The organism is Actinoallomurus sp. CA-142502 (assembly GCF_050936355.1).
Classification (GTDB): Bacteria; Actinomycetota; Actinomycetes; order Streptosporangiales; family Streptosporangiaceae; genus Actinoallomurus; species Actinoallomurus iriomotensis.
This window is the reverse complement of record NZ_JBNJMY010000001.1, coordinates 979,600-1,000,118: the sequence shown is the minus strand read 5'-3', so window position 1 is coordinate 1,000,118 and position 20,519 is coordinate 979,600. Positions and strand designations below refer to the sequence as shown.

Annotated in this window: 1 protein-coding gene (running past both ends of the window); it reads right to left on the bottom strand. The window is 72.7% G+C overall.

Every position in this 20,519-nt window falls within one protein-coding gene, locus ACQEV1_RS05010, for a scabin-related ADP-ribosyltransferase, read on the bottom strand. The gene is 76,503 nt long; 30,794 of those nucleotides lie to the left of the window and 25,190 to its right, leaving coding positions 25,191-45,709 in view (codon 8,397, partial, through codon 15,237, partial); the first complete codon in reading order (the gene reads right to left) occupies positions 20,516-20,518. Both codon boundaries (start and stop) fall beyond the window edges.

The window sequence follows — 20,519 nt, the reverse complement described above, 5'->3', positions numbered from 1 at the left end:
CCAGCCGTTGCCCTCCGGCGGGGAACGGATACCGGGCGTCCGGATCGTCCCGGCTCACGTTGCCCCAGGGCAGCGTCTCGACGAAGTCGGTGTCGCCGCTCTCCGGGTCCCTGACCGGGAAGTCGTCGGTGTTCCCGGGCCGGGCGCCGATGCGGCTCCCGCGCGGCCAGGGTGTCATGGCCGGCCGCACGGCGTCGCGCGGGAGGTTCTCGCTCATGGGCAGGAACCGCAGGCTGCTGAAGTTCAGCGGCAGGTCGGCGTCGTCGCCGGTCTGCGGGTCGAGGAAGTAGACCTTGCCCTTGAGGTTGACGGCGCCGACGATGTGCTCGACGTCCGTGCCATGCGTGCCGATGAGGACCATGCCGTGTGCGCCCGGCCTCCCCTCGAGCGCGTCCTCGATGGCCTTGTAGCCGGCCACGTCGATCGGGTCGCCCCGCTCGAGGTTCGCCAGGTGCTCGTACGGCGAGACGACGTCCGGCGGCACCTGGTAGTAGGCCTGCCGCGCCGGGTCCTGTTCCGGGAACAGCCGCATCTCTTCCAGGGTGAGGTGCAGGCCGATGCCCGTGAGCAGGCAGTTCGTGAAGAAGTCAGCGCCCTTGGCGTACAGCGGATTGATCTTGGGCAGCCAGGGGACCTCCCGCCGGATCCCCTCGGAGCCGAGCCTGGTCTGCGACCAGCCGCTCATGTGCGGCACGGTCAGCCGGACGAGCAGGTCGGGGTCGGTGGTGAGGGCGCGCGGGGCGAAGGTCGCGCCGGCCCACTCGTACAGGGCGGCCGCCTCGGTCTCCAGCACCTCCTCGGGCACCGCGTGCGCCGGGTGGTCGCCGAGCCCGACGTGGCGCCACGCCGCGAGGGTCTCGTACAGAGCGGCGACGTTGTCGGCGATCACCGCGCGGAGGAACAGGGCGCGCTGGTCCGGGTCGAGGTCGAGGAGCCGGTAGACCCGGAAGATCCACTCACTGTGCTGGTTCAGCCGGCGGCCGGGCCGGTAGCCGCGGTCGATCTGGTGGTCGAGCCAGTCGTTCTCCCGCAGCGGGAACGGGCGCTGGTGGTGGTCCCAGCCCAGCACGTCGCGATGGTCTCTGATCACCGAGCGGAAGTCGGTCATCAGGTCGTGCAGCGACCACCCCGCGTCGTCGGCGAGGCGGCGTTCCAGCTCGGCCGCCGGCCTCCCGCCCTTGAAGCTACGGGCGACCGTCTCGGGATCCATCCAGCCGCTGAGCCGGGCGAACAGGCTGCGGTTCGCCTCGCGGACGGCGCCGATCAGGCGCGGATCGCCGGCCAGCGCCGTGGAGAGGGCGCGCTCGTGATCGTTCCGGCGGAAGTCCCAGATCTTCGCGTCGTACTCGGCCTGGTAGCGGGCGGACGTGCCGTTCTCCACCGCAACCAGGAACTGCCGGAACCTCGCGTAGAGCTCGTTCTCCGCGGTGGTCCGGTAGAGCGGATTCGCGTCGAAGCGGTCCCCGGCCGGGCCGAAGACCTCCTTCATGATCTGGAAGGTCTCCAGGTCGTTGTCGCGCAGCTCCTCCGCGCCGTTGAACCGGCGCAGGCCGGTGTTCGGGTCGAGGCCGGCGTTCGCCTTGAAGAAGGCCACCGCCGCCTGCGGGAAGTACTCCTCCACCATCGTGGCCCCGTAGTTGACCTTCCCCGGCCGTGCCGGGTCGTACAGGTCGCGGTCCGGCCACATGGCACTGGGGTCGTTCCACTTGCGGGCGAAGAGGTTTTGGACGCGGGCCTTGACGCCCGGTTCCAGCCCGTGGGCCCAGATGAGGTGCGCGAACTCGTGCGGGAGGGTGCCGTAGCCGTCGGGCGAGGTGAGGCCGATGTAGGCCCACTCGCCGATGAGGCCCTCCTCGTTCGCGGCGGCGATGGGGCCGCCCTGAACCCCCCGGCTGAGCTCTGCCGGCGCACCGGCGTTCACCTTGCCGGCCATGTGGCGCCAGGGTCCGTAGCGGGTGAGCGGCTCGTTCCGCGGGAGGACGAACATGCGCACGTCCGCGGTCAGCATCTTCTCGGCCGCTTCCGGCATGTTCTTCAGCATCCGGGCCATGACCTCGTGCGCCCGGAACCGGGTCGTCGCCGGCTGTTCCGCCTCCGGCGGCACGTGGAGCATCAGCCGCGCGGCCGCGTCCGTGAACTCCTCCGGGTCCGCCATCGACTCGCGCAACCGGCGGACGAACTCGGGGCTCCTCGCCAGGGTCTCCCGCTGGAGCTGCGACATCGCCTCCAGTTCGTTCCGCCGCTCCGCGGGCTTCAGGCCGGCCAGCCGGTCCGCCTCGTCGGTGAACGACGCCGGCCAGTCCGACAGCTTCGGGAACCGGTAGTCCAGGTTCGCCCTGGCCACCGCCTCCTCCGGCACCGACCCCGACGCGGCCAGCGGATCCGGCGAGGAGAACAGATGAGTCAGCGCCTCCCGCTGCTCGGCCGAGTAGTGGTCGAGCAGATCCTGCGCGTGCTCGTCGGGGAACTTGCCCTCGTAGGCCACGTTCTGGCGCAGCTCGTCCTCGCTGAACGGGGCGAAGTGCCGGTAGCGGCGCCAGTCGTCCACGTACTTCAGGGCCGGGTCGTCGTGCCTGAGCTCCTTCAACGCGACTTCGTAGCCGCGCATCACCTCGTGGAAGCGGTGGTGTCGCTGCGACCGCATCGTCGCGAACAGGGCCGCGCGGAGAAGCCCGTGGTCAAGGTCCTCCACGCCTCGCCAGCGCGTGATCCGCTTGAGGTTGAAGGCGATCTTGTAGGCCGAGCCCGACGTGCCGGTGTCCACCAGGCCGCCGTTCGCCTTCGAACTCTGCGCGAAGGCGCTCGTGGCGATCGGCAGCTCCTCGTTGTGGCTGGCCGGGATCCACGGCAGGTCCTCGCCCTCGCCGATCAGCGCCCTCTCGACCTCGCTGAGCGGGGGCCGGACCTGCGACGCCTTCAGTGGCGTGCGGAGGACCTTCTGCTCCTCCTCGATCGCCGCCTCCTTCTCGGCCGGCGACAGGTCCGAAGCGTTGATCTCCCTGAGCCGCTCCTCGTAGTGGTCGCGGGCCCGGGTGTTCGCGCGCTGCGTGCGCTCGGCCTCGATCTCCGGAGCCATGAGCTCGCTCCCCTTCAGGAGCGCGGGGAGCATGCCGCTGGCCACTCCGTTGAACAGGAAGGTGACCCGCTCACGGAGGTTGCCGGAGTCGACGACCCGTTGCAGCGCCTCGATGGACTTCCCGACCCGGCCGGCGTCCCACTCCTTGTCCGTGCCGTACATCGGGCGCCGCTCGTCCGACGTGCGCTCCCAGAGGGTCCGGACGAGCCGGCCGATGTACTCGTTGACCCGCGGGTCCTCGGCCAGGTAGTCGGCGAGCCGCTCCTCGTACCGGAGAGACTCGTCCAGGTACCGGATGCGGACCAGGTCCTCGGGCGAGGCGTCCTTGGGCACGAAGGTCGCCGCGTCGGACCTCGGTGGCGTGCCGGGGGCCGCATGGAGGCGTGCGGGCTCCGTGGTCGAGGGGTCGAAGTAGGGGTTGTGGATGTATTCGCCGGTGGGCGAGCCGTCGCGCAACGGCTGTACGCCGCGGATGAACCGCACGTGGATGCCGCCGGGGAAGGCGACCTCCTCCTGGTCGGGGAACGGCGACGCGATGCCGAGCGTCGCGTTGACGTCGATCCCACCAGGCAGGTCCACGTCGTAGCGGTATCGGTACCTGTCGAAGAGCAATCCGGCCGTGGCCGGGTCGTTCAACGCCGAGTCACGCAGGTAGTTCCGGCTCCGCGACGTGCTCAGGTACCCGGTGTCCTCGGGACTGTTGTACACGTGATCGATCAGGTGCCCCAGTCGAGCGCCCTTGGGGAACAGGCCGCCGCCGGGGCGAAGGACCGTCTCCGGCCTCTCCTTGCTGAACTTGTACAGGGGGGAGCCGTCGCTGCGCCACATCATCGCGTGCGGCAGGCCGGAGGCGAACACCTTGGGCCACGCGGCGGTGACGATCGGATCGAGGGCAGGACGGCCGCTGACGGGATACCGGATCCGGCGGTTGCGCGGCGCCCCGGCGCCCTCTGGCGCACTCGGATCCTTGTAGGTCTCCGGCCGGGAGGAGGCCACCACGGCCGAGCGCCCCGGCAGATACCAGTTCCACGCGGGGCCCTCGTCGTAGAGCCGCCCCTCGCCGTCGCTGACCCGGCCCGCCCTAGGAGCCTCCGCGTCGTACTGTCCGCGTAGCCCGCCCAGCGCCGGGCTCTCCGCGACGAACACCCGCAGCTCCGGATCCTCCGACCCCTGCCCCCACACCGTCCACCACTCGTCACGGATCACGATGGGGAACTCCGCGACGGTCTCGGCGTATTCGGCCTCGAAGCGGGATGTGCCGGCCGCGTCGTTCGCCAGCGTGCTGGGGGCCGAGTAGAGGCGTGCCGGGTCCTTGCCGGCGTCACGCGTGGGCCGGTGGAAGTCGCGTCCGTAGTGGCGCCGCAGCTCGTCCAGGTCGTAGAACCTGCTGTTCTCCGCGATCGGCCGGACGCCCGGTGGGAAGGCGACCTCCCTCTCGTTGTGGAGCATCCGCACGAGGTACCTGTCGCCGTTCTGGAACACGTCCCACTGGATGTTCGCGGCCATCGGCGACACGGACTCGCCCCGCCAGGGGTTGTCGGCGTAGGTGTACGGCCGCTCCGCCGTCGCCGGCCTCTCGCTGCCCGGCAGGCCCAGCAGGGCGGCGAACGGGACGATCGTCTGCGCGTGGGCGAAGCGCAGTGCGGCGCCCACGTCGCTGGTCCCCACCCGCCTGGCCTCGATCTGCGCGAAGAAGTCGTCGAGCAGGACGTTCGCCAGGTTGTACGTGATGTCGCTGTCCGCGAAGCCCGGCCCTCTGCGGTAGAAGGTGGTCGCGTCACTCAGGTAGGCCAACCAGGACGCGTCGTGCGGAGCGACGTACCGCTCCAGGTGCCAGGCGCCCTCGTCGCTCATCCCTGGAGCGATGCTGTAGAGCTCGTACACCGCCCGGGCCGCGTCGAGACCGGTGCCGATCGAGGAGAACTCCTCGGCGAAGATCCGATCCACGAAGTCGGGGGTGAAGATCTTCAGCAGCACGCCGCGAGCCGCGTCACGGATGGCCGGCTGGTCCCTGACCTCCTGAAGCCGGGCCGCGAGGCGCTCGTCGTTGGCGAGGAAGGTCCGGTAGTCGGCACTCCCCGCGGACTTCTGGAAGTGGAGCAGGTCGCGGTCGGTCCTGGCCGGGCCGACGAGTGGCCGCAGGGCCGGGTCGTCGGCGGTGAGCGCGCCGGTGAAGACGTCGCCGCTCTCGATCGTCCGGCCCTTGCCCGAGTTGACGACCTCGATCCGCCCGGACCCCTCGGCGATCTTCGTGAACAGTCCGGGAAGGCGCTCGCGCATCCGCGCCGCCGCGTCCCGCAGTTCCCGCCTGCCCCGGCCGCTGAGGTTGCCGTACCCGATGTTCTCCATCGCGTGGAGCAGCGACCGTACCTTCGGGCCGAACTCCTCGCCGTCCCGGGTGAGGGCGCCTTCGCCGGCGGCCAGGTCCCACAGCCGCAGGATCTGGTCCCCGTCCCTGCTGCTCGCCGCGGCGCGCGAGCCATGGCGGAAGACGCTCTGGGTGAACACCGGCGTGAAACCCGGTGGCGGCTGCTCGTACGTCCGCGGATCCTGTTGCGGCTCGTACGGGGTCTTCGTGCCGTAGCCGCGCCTCACCACGCCGCCGCCGGGGTCGGTCTCCAGGGGCGTCGACTCGACGGCGTCTCTCCCCACGCCCCGCTGCCGCGGCGGCGCGCCCGCCATCAGGCGGACGATGGCGTCGGCCAGACCGCCGGGAGCGGCAGAGCCGCCCGGGGGCAGGTCGCGCAGCGCCTCCTCGATCTGTCCCCGGTCGACCTGGCCGACCAGCCAGTGCCCGCCGAGGTCGCGCAGCCGTGAGTTGACCTCCGTGAGGAGGTAGTCCGTCGCCCGGGCCCGCACGCCCTGGGCCGGCGACGCCGTGGCCGACGAGCCCGCCGGTGTTCCTCCGTGTCGTTGGAGGAGGTTCTCCAGGTCCCTGACCGCGCTGCTCATGATGTCGAGCCGCCGCTGTGCCCGCGCGTACACCGGGACGTCGCGGGGCAGGCGTCCCGCGTCGAACCCCTGGCGGAACCGGGCGATCAGCGAGGCGACCTGGCGGTTGAGCGCGCCGCGTTCCGGCCCCGGACGGCCGTTCGCGATCCGCCTGAGGGCGCTCACCGCGCGTGCCTGCCGCCGGTCGAGCCAGCCGACCTGGCGCGCGAACTGCGGGCCCGCGACCCTGGAGGATGTCGGAGGCAACGGCGTGAATCGGTGCCACGGGACCGCCGGCGGGTTCGGCAGGGTGCTCTCCGCGCCCATGAAGTGATCGGGCCGGCGGATGAAGCTGATCTCCGCGACTCCCTGCGGGCCCAGCGTCTGGACGTACCGGTCCTGGATCAGCGTGATCCGCAGGCCGAGTTCGTAGGCCGCCAGGTGCGCGACGAGGTCGCCCGCCTGGTCGTCCCACTCGCCCATGTCCCGGATCTGCCGCACCAGATCGTCCTGCTGACGCTGGATCGACCGCCGGTCGACGGTGTGGAAGAAGGCGGCGTACCGCGACGGCAGGCCCTGGTTCGCCGCCGCGAAGTCGGCCCTCAGCCGGTCCGCCAGCCAGTTCCGCAGCGCCTGGACCTCCTCCAGGCGGGTCCGGGCGCGCGCCAGCTCCGGGATGTGCCGGGCCAGGTACGGGCGGGCGATGACGATCAGGCTGGAGTAGAAGCAGTTCCCGTCGCCGAGGACGTTGACGGCCCGCAGGTTGCGGGCGCGGAGCACGTCGTTCAGCCGCCGCTCGTCGAAGTCCTGCGCGGTCCCGGCCGTGCTCGCCGCCTTCTCGCCGAGTGCCGCGCTCTCGGCCGGGCGGGCGATCACGAAGGTGTGCCGTCCGTCGGCGACGTCCGCCAGCCCGCCGCGCCCCACCGACACACTGGTCGCGCCGCCCGCCGCCAGGTGACGGAAGCGGCCCTCGGCCAGGGCCACCGCGGCGCCCGTCCCTGTCGGACCGGTGAAGTGGACGAGCGTCCCCGCGGGCAGCGTGTCGGGAAGGGTCGTGGTCAGCTCGACGGGCCGTCCGGTGAATCGCGCCAGCAGCGACCGGACCGTCTCGGCGTCCTCCTTCAGCACGGCGGTCTCGGTGAGGAAGCCGACCGCGGTGTCCATCTCGTCCCGCAGGAGGTCGGCCAGGGGCCGGGCCCGCTCCGCACCGCCGTGGACCAGCCACGAGACGGAGGCGTACGAGGCGAGCGCCCCCTGGTCGGTCCAGCCGTGCTCGGTGAGGCCGGGCGCGGCGACGCGGTACCGGCCGTCGGCGGCGACGTACAGGTGGGCGTCGGCCGGCAGCGGGCTGTCCACGGTGACGCGCAGCGACCGCGAACGGGCCACGTCCTTGCCCGAACTCTTGCCGGACCGGGTCTCGTTGCCGGACCGCGCCGGCCGGGTGGTGCCAGTGATCTTGCTCGTGAGGGCCTTCGGCGTGACCGGCCCCGCCTCGCGGACCGCGACGGGCCGGCCGACGACGATCTCGTGGGGTTCGGTGCCCAGCGCCCGCGTCATCGCCCCGGCCGGCACCAGGCGGGTCGTGCTCCGCCCGGTGAGGAGGACGCGATGGCCGTCGGCGGTGACCAGCGCCGTCCCGGTGCCCTGCGGCCCGGAGAACCAGATCCAGGTGTTCTCCGGCAGGTCGTCCGGCAGCCGGTCGACCGACTCCGCCTCCCTGCCCGGCCGGCCGTCGAACATCTCCCGTACGCGCTCGGCCCGTGCCGGACCCGCGGCGGACAGGTACCGCGCCGCCGCGCCCAGGCCGCCGGCCCGCGCGATGTCCTGGACGCTCGGCACCTGGTCCCGCCCGCTCCGCATGAGCCAGAAGAGCGGCCGGAAGTCGGCCACCGGGCCCACCCGCGTCCAGCCCGGCGTCGTCAGCCCGTCCGGACCGACGGCGTGCTGTCCCTCTTCGTTGCGGTAGAGGTGCGCGTCGTGGGGAACGCCGTCGCGCGCCGCCGTCAGCAGGCTCACGAGACGCCGCTCCGGCGCGCCCGCCAGCCGGTTGAGCCGATCGTCCCGTGCGGCGAGCCCGTCCTCGAACGCGTCCAGCGCCTGTTCGAGCGTTGTCGGCCCACGCCCGGTCGCCAGCCGTTCCCGCACCGACGCCCGCGCGGACGGGGCGACCATGTGGGCGGGCACCTGCGGTTCGAGCGCGATGAGCGCCAGGTCGCGGATCGCGGCGAACGACCGTGCCGCGGGTGTCGAGTCGCGCAGTTCGGCGGGTGGGGCGATGAGCCGGCCGGCGCCGTCCAGGTCCAGGGAGTACAGGCGCGTGGCCTGCCGGGGCGGCTCCACCGGCAGCCCGGAGTCCGTCTCGAACCAGCGGATCCGGCCCTGGTCGTTGACCACGATGAACCGCCCGCCGGTGCCCGCGCCGTCGGCGGTGACGACGAGCGCGAGCGCGCCTCGCCCGGCGGTGAGAAGCGTGGCGTGCAGGCCGTCGATCGCGGCCGGCAGGTCGGTCACGTCGCGTGGCCGGTACGCGAGGCGCGTGCGCCGCTCGTCCAGCTCCAGCTCCGAGTCGCGCAGCAGCTCGTCGGCGGCCGTGATCTCCTCGGCGGTGTGGGCCGCCCGCTGGGTGAGCGGCCGGCCCTGCCCGATGGCGCGCAGGTCGGCGAGCAGTCCCTCGACCGCCGCGAGCTGCCTGCGGGTGTACTCGAACTCCCGGCTGATCGGCTCCTGCCGCTCCGTCAGCTCGCGCACCCGCGCCTGCGGGGCCGCCAGGCTGTTCTCGAGCGGGGTGATCTGCCCGCGCAACCGCGTCAGCTCCGCCTGCGCGGCCTCCTCGATCCGCCGGTCCGCCTCGCTCGGCGGCCCCTGCCGGGCCCGCCGTTCGCGCTGCTCGGCCAGGATCTGCCGTTCCCGCTCCCGCAACGGCCGGAGCCGGGCCTGAAGGTCGTCGACCTCCGCCTGCGCCGTGGCGATCGCGCGGGCGAGCCGGGCGTCCTCGTCGCCGATACGGCGGACGATCGGCACCCAGGCCGTCGCCGCCTCCACGGCCCGGTGGAAGAGCCCCGGGAGCGCCGCGTTCTCCGTCCTCATGTTCTCCAGCCGGACGGCGGCCTCGGCGAGCACGGACTGCTCGAAGGTCCGCTGGTGCGACCAGGAGGTCCGGTAGAACTCCGCGAGCCGGGCCGCGTCGAACCCGTGGGCGGCGGCGGTGGCGCGCGTGCTGTCGTGCCAGAGACCGGCGCGCGTCGCGTCGTCGGCGGACAGCGTGGTGCGCGCGCCGGACGAGGGGTCGAAGACGTGGATCCGGCCGCTCGGGTCCACCCAGCGCGAGCGCGTCGTCCCGTCCGCCTCCTCGACGTCCACCCGTACGTGGGAGACGAGCTCGTGCGCGATGTCGCGGGCGAGGTCGACCGGGTCCACGCCGAGCAGCGCCACCTCCGGCGGGAGCGCCGCCGGGGCGCCGACCGTGTTGTCCGGGCGGAGAGCGTGGACGTCGTTGACCTCGTTGATGATCCTGGTGATCTCGTCGTCCAGGGCACGGGTCAGGTCCGCGACCCGTGTGCCGGCCGGCAGGGTCCCGCCGCGCTCCCGGCTCTCGAGCAGCGCCAGCGCGCGCTCGGGGTCACCGGCGGTGCCTCGCAGCGCCAGGCGCCGGGCGTCGATCGCGCGCCGCGCGGCGCCGTCGGCGTCCGCCCCGGCCCGGGCCGCCGCGCCCAGGGTGTCGGTGGACCACTGGCGGATCGCCCGGTAGGTCGCGATCCGTGCGCTCTGCCCGTGCGTGAGCACCAGCGGTCCGCCCGCCCGGCCGTCCTCCCGCAGGTGATGCACCAGGTGGTGGTGGGCGCGCCCGGCCGTGTAGTGGAGCGCCGCCGCGCGGGTCAGCAGCGGCGTCAGGGCGACCGTCGGCGCGCCGCGCAGCCCCGCCCACGCCTGCGGGTCGACCCGCTCCTCCAGTTTCCGCCGCGCCGCCTCCTCGTTCGCGGCCTTGTCGGCGAGGAAGGTCCGGTACTGCGCCTCGAACATCAGCACGTACACGTCGCCGGTGAACGGGTCGCTGTGGACCTCCGCGCCGACCGGCTTCGGGTCGTGGAAGAACGTGCGCGACGTCTTCTGCGCGCCCAGCCGGAACTGGCCGCGCATCCGGATCAGCAGCGTCGCGCCCTGCTCCTTGGCGTGCTGCTCACGCCGGTAGTTCTCGGTCCCGGCACTGTTCTGGTTGGCCGACGTGTTGCGGCTGCCCGGGTCGGTCAGCGACCAGTTGTGGTCCGGGCGCTGCGGCGGAGCGCCTTCGGGCGCCGCGGGCTGCGGATTGAGCTTGTCGGTGGCGGTGGCGGAGTACTCGCCGATGGTCCGGACGTGGTCGGAACTGCTGGTCGCGGTGGTGCCGCTCTGGTGCTTGATGTAGCGGCCGGTGCCGGTGCCGTCGACCATGCGGCCGATGACCTGCGCGTCGAACAGGTCGCCCTCGAGCCACATCTTGGCGCGGTCACCGGACTCGCCGGCGACGAACAGGTCCTCGGGGAACTCGTAGCGAGCGCCGCCCGTCGCCTCCCAGATGTGGTTCGCCAGGTGCGACCGCGACAGCAGCACGGGCAGAGACAGGCTCTTCAGCACGTCGGTGTCGGCGGCCCTGGCACCGAGGACCTTCTCGTACCAGCTCGGGCCGAACAGCTCGGTGAGCATCCCGTCCCCGATGCGGCGGATGCCGTTCACGATCACGCCGGAGACGAACGCGTTGCGCGGCAGGGCCGGGAGCGGGAGCAGGTCGCGTACCGGGCTCGGGCCGAAGATCGGGCCCGCCTCGGCCAGGGCGTGCGGGATCTGTACATCTAGCGCGCCGTCGAAAGTGCCGCGCGCGGTCCGGCGGAAGCCCGTCCACTTCTTGAACCCGCGCAGCAGCAGGTTGTTCAGCGGGCGGCCGGACATCTTGACGTGCCGGACGTCCACCGTGAGCCGGTGCCGGAGCCGTACGGCGTAGTGGTTCGCCCAGTCGTAGACGGTCTGCTCGCTGACGGCGTTCTCCGCGTGGGTCAGCGCGCGGTGGTGTCCCTCGGACGCCTTCAGATCGCCGGAGCCGGCGCCCTTGCCTCCGCCCGAGGAGAGCTTGGCGAACATCCACGCCTGCGACCCGTCGCGGGACCGGGACTCCGCGCTGCCGATGTACCCGTGGGAGTAGACCTCCAGACCGCGGTTCCGCCGGTAGTCGAGCACCTCGGGCACCGAGACCAGTTCGTCCCGCAGGTTGATCTCCACCACGTCGGTCAGGAGCCAGCCGACCGGGTTGACCAGGTAGAAGGAGTAGCCCTCCTCGCCGAGCAGCTCTCCCCAGATCGCCTGGTCGCGCCCGTGCGCGAAGATCCCCTCCAGCGCGTCCACGCCGCCCTGCATCCGGCCGATCACGCGGCCCTTGCGGTCCCAGACCTCCGCGCCGGCCGCCAGCATGCCCGGCGCCACCTGCTCGACCAGCCGCCGGACGTTCTCGTAGGTGGTCCGGCCGTTGTCGTAGGTGAGGTCGTCGATGCCGGCGTGACCGAGGTGCCGCCCGCCCGGGTCGTCCCGGGTGAGGTACTCCGGCAGCACCATCCGGTCGAAGGGCAGCCTCGGGTGCGAGAGCTTCTGCTTGAAGGCCGTGTTGAACTGCTCGCGGACCGACAGGGAGGTGATCGGCGTCGCGCCCTCCCCGTGCCGTTCGACCAGGGCGACGACCAGCGGCGCGCGTCGTGTCGACAGCCCGGCGGGCGTCTCGGGGACCTCGTCGTACCAGCGCATCAGGGCCAGCGCGACCACGTTCCCGCTCAGCCGGCGGTCGCCGTCGCGCCACTCCTGGAGCAGCTCGGCCAGCCGTTCGTTCGTCAGCGTGGCCCGGCCCTCGGTGTACGCGAGCAGGTCCGACGGCATCACCGGGGTCTCGAACGGGTCGAACGGGTCGCCGAGGTGCTGCCCGAACGCGTTGTCGAAGTTCGTCCGGACCGTCGGGTCCATGATCTGGGCCTCGCCCGTACGGTGCAGCCGCGCGAGGCTGCGGGCGAACGTCGCCGGGCGGACCCGCACCTCGGGGGTCTCCTCATGACGTCGGATGAGAACGCGCGCCATCAGGTCGTCGCTCAACGGGAGCCGGCCGCTCTGCCAGCCGTTCAGCACCTCGGTCAGCCGCTGGTTCGTGAGCCGCGCGCCGCCCTCCGCGTACGCCTTGACGTCCGCCGGCGGTGCGGGCGGCGCGGGCGGGGTGTCCGGGACGGTGGCGTGGGCGAGCCCGGTGCCGAAGGCGGCGTTGAACTCGTGCCGCAGCCGGCCGTTCAGGATCGGGGCCACGCCGTCGCCGTGCAGGCGGGCCAGGGTGCGCACCGCCCGCGCCCGCCAGACCTGGAGCTCCTTCGACGGCGCCGGCCGGTCCCGGAACGAGCGCAGTAGCACGCGCGCCACCACGTCTCCGCGCATCCGCAGGTCGCCGTCCAGCCACTGCCGCAGCACCGTGGCGACCTGCTGCTCCGACAGCGGGCGGCGGCCCCGGGTGTACGCGGTGACGTGGGCGGGCGGCCGGGACCACGTGGACGGCTCGTGGGCCGCGCCAAGATCGTGGCCGAAGACCCGGTTGAAGTCGGCGAGGACCTGGTCGTCCTGGATGCGGGCCGCGCCCAGGCGGTGCCGGCGGGCCAGCGTCTGGGCGAACTTGGCGGTGCGCACCTGGTGTGTCAGGTCCCCCTGCCAGCGCGTCAGCACACTGGCGGCGAGGTTCCCGCTCAGCTTGAGGCTGCCGGTCTGCACGCGGCGGAACATGTCCCGCAGGTAGCGGTCGGACAGCGGCAGGTGCCCCTGGGCGTAGAGCGCGAGCGCCTCGGTCTCGGGCAGCGCGAACGCCATCAGCCGCGGGGTCATGCGCTCCGTGTGGTGCTGCCGGCCGGTGGGCAGCAGCTTGGCGTGCTTCTCCAGGCGGCTGCGGACCTCGAAGTTCACCGTGGTGATGAAGGCCAGCTCGCGCTCGAAGCTGAGCTGGAGGCGCTCGTCGCCGCCGACGCGCCCGCTGGAGCGCGAAAGGTTGTGCTGCCAGTGCCGGTTGAGGTCGTTCTCGCCGGTCAACGAGGCGTTCCCCACCTCGCCGCCCCCGGCGAGGTCGAGCTGGTCCCAGGTCAGGCCGTGGGAGCCGGTGTCGGTGATCTTGGACTCGGCCAGCCCCAGCTTGATCAGGCCCAGGACGGCCGGGTCGTCGGAGATGCCGGCGAACGTGATGTCGCCGAGCGTGCCCCGGATGTCCATCGCGCCGAGCCGGTCGCGGAGGATACCCGACTCGAACGGGCGGTCCGTGGTGTACTCGCCCTTCAGGATCTCCTTCATGTGCGCGCGCATCTCGATGTTGCCCGCGAAGGTGTTCCGGTCGGCCGCGGCCGACCCGGCCGGGTCGGTCAGCCGGCCGAGCGCCTGCACCGCCTCGCGGGCGCCCGTGGTGTCCAGGAAGAAGACGACGCCCTGGTCGAGCACGCTCGCCGGGATGGGGCCCTTCAGCGTGTCGCCGATGTCGGTGCCGAGCGGCAGCACGTACAGCTCGGCGGTCCCGCCCTTGACCTCGATCGGCGCCGGATCGCGCCGGCCCTGGCGGACCCGGCCCTGCCGCCCCGAATGCTGGAACTTCAGGTGGACCGTGTAGTCGTTGGTGACGCGGGCCACCCGGACGCGTTCGCCGGTCTCCCGCAGGTCGGGCATGTTGGTGAGGTAGTTCAGCGCGTCCGTGGCGCCGACGCTCCGCTGGTACTCGATGCCCATGACGGCGGCCTTGAGCGCCTGGAACAGCCCCCGCGCCTTGAACCCGACGGAGATCTTCCGCGAGTGGCTGAAGGCCATCCCGGCGCTGTCCATGCCCATCGCCAGGTTGACCGTGTGGAAGTTCTTCGTCGTGCGCAGGAAGACCGGCGGGCGCTCGGCGTCCGGCCTCCCCTTGATCGTGATCTCGACGGTGTCGGTGTCCCAGTCGATGCCCACGCCGCCCCGCCGCTTGCGGAGCGTGAAGGTCATGCCGTCCTGCTGGGTCTCGTCATAGTGGGAGTCCAGGCCGCGACTGGAGACCATCTTGTCGAACAGCCCGAGGTTGTCGACCTGGCTGTCGGTCTTGTTGCCGTGGGCGTACCAGGTGTAGTCGGCGAAGGGGTCGTCGTCGTCCTTCGGCAGGAAGCCCTCGCGGCGCAGGATGGGTGAGATCGCGTCCCGGATCCGCTGGACGGTCTCCGGGGACACCATCACCAGGCCGGTGCCGACGCCCTTGCCCTCGTTGACCCACTGCGGGAACCGCCGCTTCGCCGGGTCGCTCTCCGGCCGGTCGGAGCTGCGGACGGCGTCGTCGACGAACGGGACGGTGGTCTCGCCCTTCTTGGGCGCCTGCCTCAGCGCCGAGCGGTCGATGGGGAAGCCGTACTCGAAGGCCGTCCGCTCCGGCATCCGGACCAGCGCGTGCCCCCGTACGGGCCTGGTCGTCCGCGCCGCCCGCGTCTTGGTGCCGCCGCGCACGCTCACGGTGGCGCGGTGAGAGAACCAGACCCGGTACGCGGAGGTCTGCGTGACGTCACGCGGCACGAGGACGTTCAGGCCGGTCCGCGCCCCGGAGATCGTGTTGGTGTTCGTGGAGGTGTAGGTCAGCCCGCCCGAGAAGCCGAGACCGACATCCGGGTTGCCGGGGATCGGCGCCAGGTCGAATTCCACGTACGGCAGGGTCAGGCTGCTCGTGTTGGTGATCGTGTGGCTGCCGCTGATGCCGTCGATGGCGGTCCGGACGTTCTCGATGTGCGACTTGTCGCTGGTCGTGCCGACGCGCCGTACGTCGGCCAGGCGCTCGGACCGGATGGTGATCTTCGCGACCGGCCGCCCGAACCGGTTGTGCAGGTCGAAGTGGTAGCCGGACTTGTTGTTCACGGCCGCGTCCAGATGCATGTTCAGGTTCCACAGCTTCTGGAGCAGCTCGCGGCGCGTCAGGCTGCCGAGCGGTAGCCTCATCCCGCTTGTGCGGAGCGACGCGACGATCTCGTCGAACAGCCGGGGCAGGTTCGTCATCCCGGAGGCGAAGTAGTACGCCGGGATCTCCTTGTCCCGTACGCGCGGTCCGGTCGCGGTGACCTGGTCGGGCGCCTTGTCCAGGTAGTGGTCGGGGATCCACAGCAGCAGCCGCTCGTCGGTCTCGTCGACGGCGAGCTTGTGGACCGGCGTCTTGGTCCAGCTCTGGTCCGGGTCGGTCCGTACCTTGAACGACCAGCGCGCGGTGTAGGCGATCAGCTTGGACTCGGACCGGTTGTCCTCGACGTGGCCGCCTTCGGCGTCGGTGATGAGGGTGCTGGAGCGGTTCGACTGGTTGGCGGTCCCGGTCAGCGTGGCGCCGATCTTGACCATCTGCAGCACGAAGGGCGTCGCGCCGATGCCGAAGGTCAGCGCCAGCGCGCCGCGCGTCGCGCCCGTCTGCCCGGACTGGGTCTGGGTGTGCGCGCCGGTCGCGAACACCGAGTTGATCGTGCCGGTGGCCTTGTGGTCGCCCTCGACCAGCGGCAGGTCCGACGCCGCCATCGTGGAGCCCGCCGGGTTGGTCAGCGTGTGCGGGTCCTGGGGGTCGAGGCTGAACAGCAGCTCGGCGTCGCCGATCGGCACCTGCAGGCCCCGCGTGCCGGTGTCGGAGTCGGTGCCGATCAGGTACGGGTAGTTCGACAGCAGCCGGTGCGGGAGCAGGTTGAACTGGCTCTCGGTGTAGTGCGCGCCGGCCTGGTCCAGCTCCTGCCGGACCAGCTTCATCAGCTCGTCCATCTGCGGCAGGCCCGTGCGCGGCACGCCGATCGAGCGGATCATCGGGTCCAGGTCGGCCGGCGTCATCACCGGCAGCGTGCCGGTCTCCGGGGGCTGCGGCGGCTCCTCCGGCTCGGGCGGGCCCTCCGGCTCCAGCTTCTTGGGCGTCGGGTCCGGCACCTTGATCGTCGGCTCGGTCTCCGGGGCGGGCCGCCCTTCCTCCTGGGAGGACCTCTCCTGTTCTCCGGCGAACAGCCCCGGCGAGAACGGCTTGGTCTCCTCCCCGAGGGCGAAGAGCTGGAACCACTCCTCCTGCTCCAGCCGGTCGCCGGGCTCGCCGTCCGGGCGGCGCGGCACCAGGTCGCCGGTCTTCTCGTCCAGCTTCGCCTCGTACCGGGAGGCGATGACCGGCTCGTTCGTGACGTCCGACAGCTCCCTGGCCATCGTCGTGCCGTCCTTCATCAGCAGGAACGGCGACAGACCCGGGGCCTTCTGCATGATCGCCAACGCCACCGCGACGACCGGAACCTCCTGGCCGTCGTGCACGATCCGGCCGTCCTCCATGCTGCCGAAGACGAAGACCGTGTCGTCGAGGCGGAGCTTCGCGAGCCGGGCGAGCGTCTTGGCGTCGAAGTCCGGCACACCCGGCAGCCGGATCGCGACGACGCCGCCCTCGTGCGTCTCCGCCGTGGTCTGGTCGATCACTTCGTCGATCGGCATGACCGGCGGGCCGCCGGGCTTCGGGGTGATCTGAGGCGCCTTCTCGGCGAACGAGTCCCCGATGGAGCCGTACGCCGGGAGTTCCTCGCCCTCGGTGACGGGACCGAGGTCGTCGGGTTCGAACTCCTCGAGGACGGACTCGCCCTCTTCGGGGCCGTAGGAGCCGGCTTCGTAGGCGGGCGGGCGCTCGGTCTCGACCTCCGGCAGCGGCTCTGGCTCGGTCTGGAGCGCGGTCGGGGGTTCGGTCTGGTTCTCGGCCGGGAGCTCGACGGTCTCGACAGGCCGCTCCTCGTCGGCGAACCGCACCCGCTTCGGCGTCGCCCGGCGAGGCGGGGGCGGCAGAGGAGCGTCCGCGACCAGGCCACGCGCGAACCTCTCGCCCGCCACCGAGCCGGACCGGGCGATCTCGGCGGCGACGAGCAGCCGCCACTCACGCGGCGCCCGCCCGCGGGCCGGCCCGCTCGACGGATGGGTGATCGCCGTCCGGATGATGTGGTCGGTCTCCTCCAGGAGCTGCCCCACTCGGCCCTCGGAGAGCAGGTCCAGCGTCTGCCGGGCCCGCTCGGGGTCGTGCCGGGCGGCGTTCGCGAGACCGCGCAGGAGCCGCGTCGCGGCGCGCGGCCGGAGCGCGCGGGGGATGCCGAGGACGTCGGCGGCGAGCCGCCGGGCCGCCGCGTGCCCGGCCCAGGGGATCTCCGCGGCGATCAACAGCATGGTCGCGGTCAGCAGCCGGGACTGCCCGCGCAGGGCGGTCTGGGACGGGAACGCCCCGGCCAGCTCCTGGACGATCAGCCGGGCCTCGTTGAGCAGCTGCGCGTGGCGCTGCTCGGAGTCCTTCCGGATCGCGGTCAGCGTGGAGCGCGCGACGTCGATCCGGTTCTGGTCGGCGAAGACACGCACGTCCGGCTGGAACGGAACCGTCAGCGTGTCCAGGCGCGGCGCCATGCGGCGCGCGAGCGCCTCACCGGCGGCCCGGCCGGAGTCGGCGATCTCGGCCGCGACCAGCGTCCTGAGCCGCGCCTCCGGCGTGACGTGCTCCCCGTCCCCCTCGGCCGGCCGGGGAAGCCCGATCAGGTCGCCGACCACCGCGTCGGCCTCGTCCAGGACCTGGGCGCGACGGTCGTCCGGCAGCCCGTCCAGGCGTGTCCGGGCGCGGTCGACCGCGGCGTCCGGCCCGAGCCGCAGCACCGGCGCGGCCGGAGCCGGACCCCGCACCGCCGGATCCCGCGCCAACCGCCGCGCCAGGGACTCACCCGCCGCGCGCCCCGCCACCGCCGACTCCGCCGCCACCAGCACCCGCGCCCGCCCCAACGGCGAACCCAGCAGCCCACCCGGCTCCTGCGAAGGCACCCGACCGACCAGATCCCCCAGCAGCACATCCGCCTGCGCCAGCGCCTCGGCGCGCCGATCCTCCGGCAGCTCGTCCAGCCGCGCCTGAGCCCGGCCGATCATGTCCTCCGGATGGAGTCGCAGCACCGGCACGGCCGGAGCCGGACCCCGCACCGCCGGATCCCGCGCCAACCGCCGCGCCAGGGACTCACCCGCCGCGCGCCCCGCCACCGCCGACTCCGCCGCCACCAGCACCCGCGCCCGCCCCAACGGCGAACCCAGCAGCCCACCCGGCTCCTGCGAAGGCACCCGACCGACCAGATCCCCCAGCAGCACATCCGCGTCGGCCAGCGCCTCGGCGCGCCGATCCTCCGGCAGGCCGTCCAGCCGCGCCTGCGCTCGCCCGATCGCCGCCTCCGGTCCGAGCCGCAGCACCGGCAGTGACCGCGCGCTGGCCGGGTCCCGTACCGCCGGGTCCCGCGCCAGCCACTCCGCCTCCCGGTACCCGGCCGCCCGGCCCGAGCGGGCGATCTCGGCGGCCACCAGCACCCGCGCCCGGCCCAGCGGCGTGTTCATCAGCCCGCCCGGCTCCTGCGAGGGCGCCCGCCCGGTGATGTGGCGCAGGAGGATGTCCGCGTCGCGCATCGCCTGGGTACGGCGCTCCTCCGGCAGCGCGTCCAGCTCGGTACGGGCCCGGCGCAGCGCGTCCGCCGGCCGGGGCCGCACGCGAGGCGCCGGAGCGGGCGGCGCCGTTTCGGGAGGCGCGGTCTCGGGTGCCGCGGTTTCGGAAGGCGCGATGCCGTCCTCGTCCGCACCGTGCGGCTCGGTGACGGGCGTCGTGTCCTCCGGCTGCCGGACCGGCTCGGTGACCGACGGCTCGGTGACCGGTGGCTCGGTGAGCGGCCGCTCGACGGCGGGCGTGTGGTCACCGGGCTCGACGGCCGGTTCGGCGAGGAGGGACTCGGCCGGCCGGGACGTGTCGGTGGGCGGCTCCGTACGGGTCTCGGCGGGAGTGGCGCCGTCGGTGTGCCGTACGGGCTGTTCGAGCAGTGTCGTGCTGCCGCTGCCGGAACGGTTCTGGAGCGTCCCCCCGGACCGGCGGTCGCCTCCACCCGTCCCCGTCGTCGTCTCGGTGACGTCGCGCAGGAAGGTGATCTTGGGCGGGGTCTGCGCCCGGACCGGCTTGACCGCCGGATTCCCGAGCGCCAGACGTTTCGCCCTGGCCGTCGCGCGGTCCTCGTTGCTCAGCCCAGGGATGCCCTGGCCTCGCCCGTCACCGGCGCCGAGCGCCTGCCCGTTCCCGTCGAACGGATGGGTGACCTTCGCCGGTCGCTCGGGGGTCGGCGGGTCGTGGATGGTCATCGGGTCGCTGCCGGTGCCCATGCCCGGCCGTACGCTCGGCACCTCTCCCTCGGGCAGGTCGTGGATGGTCATGGGGTCGCCGCCGGTACCGGCGCCCGGACGCCGCGCCGGGCCCTCGGACTCCCCCTCGGGCAGGTCGTGGATGGTCATCGGCTCGCCGCCGAAGCCCTTGCCGGTGCGCCGCGCCACCGCGGGCGGCACCCGGAACCCGTTCGTGCTGTTCGCACCGTTCGCCAGAATGCGCTGACCGTTCTCCGACCAGCGCCACGCGATGCGCGCGGCCGTGGCGGCGGCCGGGTCCGCCAGTGGGATGTGGACCGCCGGCTCGCCCTCCGCCCAGGTGGGTTTCAGGTAGATGCCCGACTCACCGGCGGCGACCGTGTACGGAACGGCCTCGACGTCCGGCGACTCCAGCAGCGCGACCAGTTCCTCGGCGTTGGCCACCTGGCCGATCCAGCCGCTGTCACCGCGCAGGAACGCGCCGGTCGGGACGTGCACGAAGTCGTCGCCGAACCGCACCCAGCCGTCGGCGGACAGGAGCCGGCCGTCCGGGAGGCTGATCAGCCCCGTCTCGCTGACCTGGTAGCGCAGCGGCGCGGAGCGCCCCGCGGACGTACGCGTGTAGGTGTGCCAGCGCTCGGCGGCCTTGCCGGTGTACGTCGGCACCTCATCGGCGGACCGGAGGGAGAGGCCGCCGTAGCGGGGTTCCCCGACGGTCAGCTCGTGGCCGATCGGCCGGTTCGCCTCGATCGGGTCGATCCCGGTGTCACGCGACCCGCCGCGCAGCCCACCGCCCCGCAGCCGCAGCGGCTGGGGCTGTCCGTGCAGGAGCTCGGCGGCGATCTGCGGGAGGGCGTAGCCGCCGTTGAAGAGCGCGTGGAGGTTGTCGCTGATCACGGGGTGGAAACCGTGCCGCAGGAGCAGGTCCGGCAACAACACGTAGAGGTTGAGCCGGCCGTTTCCGTCGGCGTACGGGTGCAGGACGTGCAAGGTGCGGACCAGCCGGCCGATCGCGATCAGCCGATCGAGATCCGTGGTCGCCGAGGAGAGCTCCGCGCGGTACCGGTCGAAGACCTCGTTGATCAGGGCCGGTGTCTCGGCGGAGTCGTAGAGCGTGTAGATGTACGTCTTACCGGTGACGTGGCGCTGGTAGACGGTCAGGGCGTCGACGTCCTGACCCGCGTCGATCATCGCCCGGACCTCGTCGTAGGAGGCCATGAGCCGCCGGCCGCCGAGGACCTCGCCGAGGATGTCCGCCGCGGGCGCGATCGCGCTCAGCGGGAAGCGCCCCATGCTGGTGCCGACGCCGTTGCGCTGGAACTCCCCCCGCAGGCCGCCGGTGACCACGGCG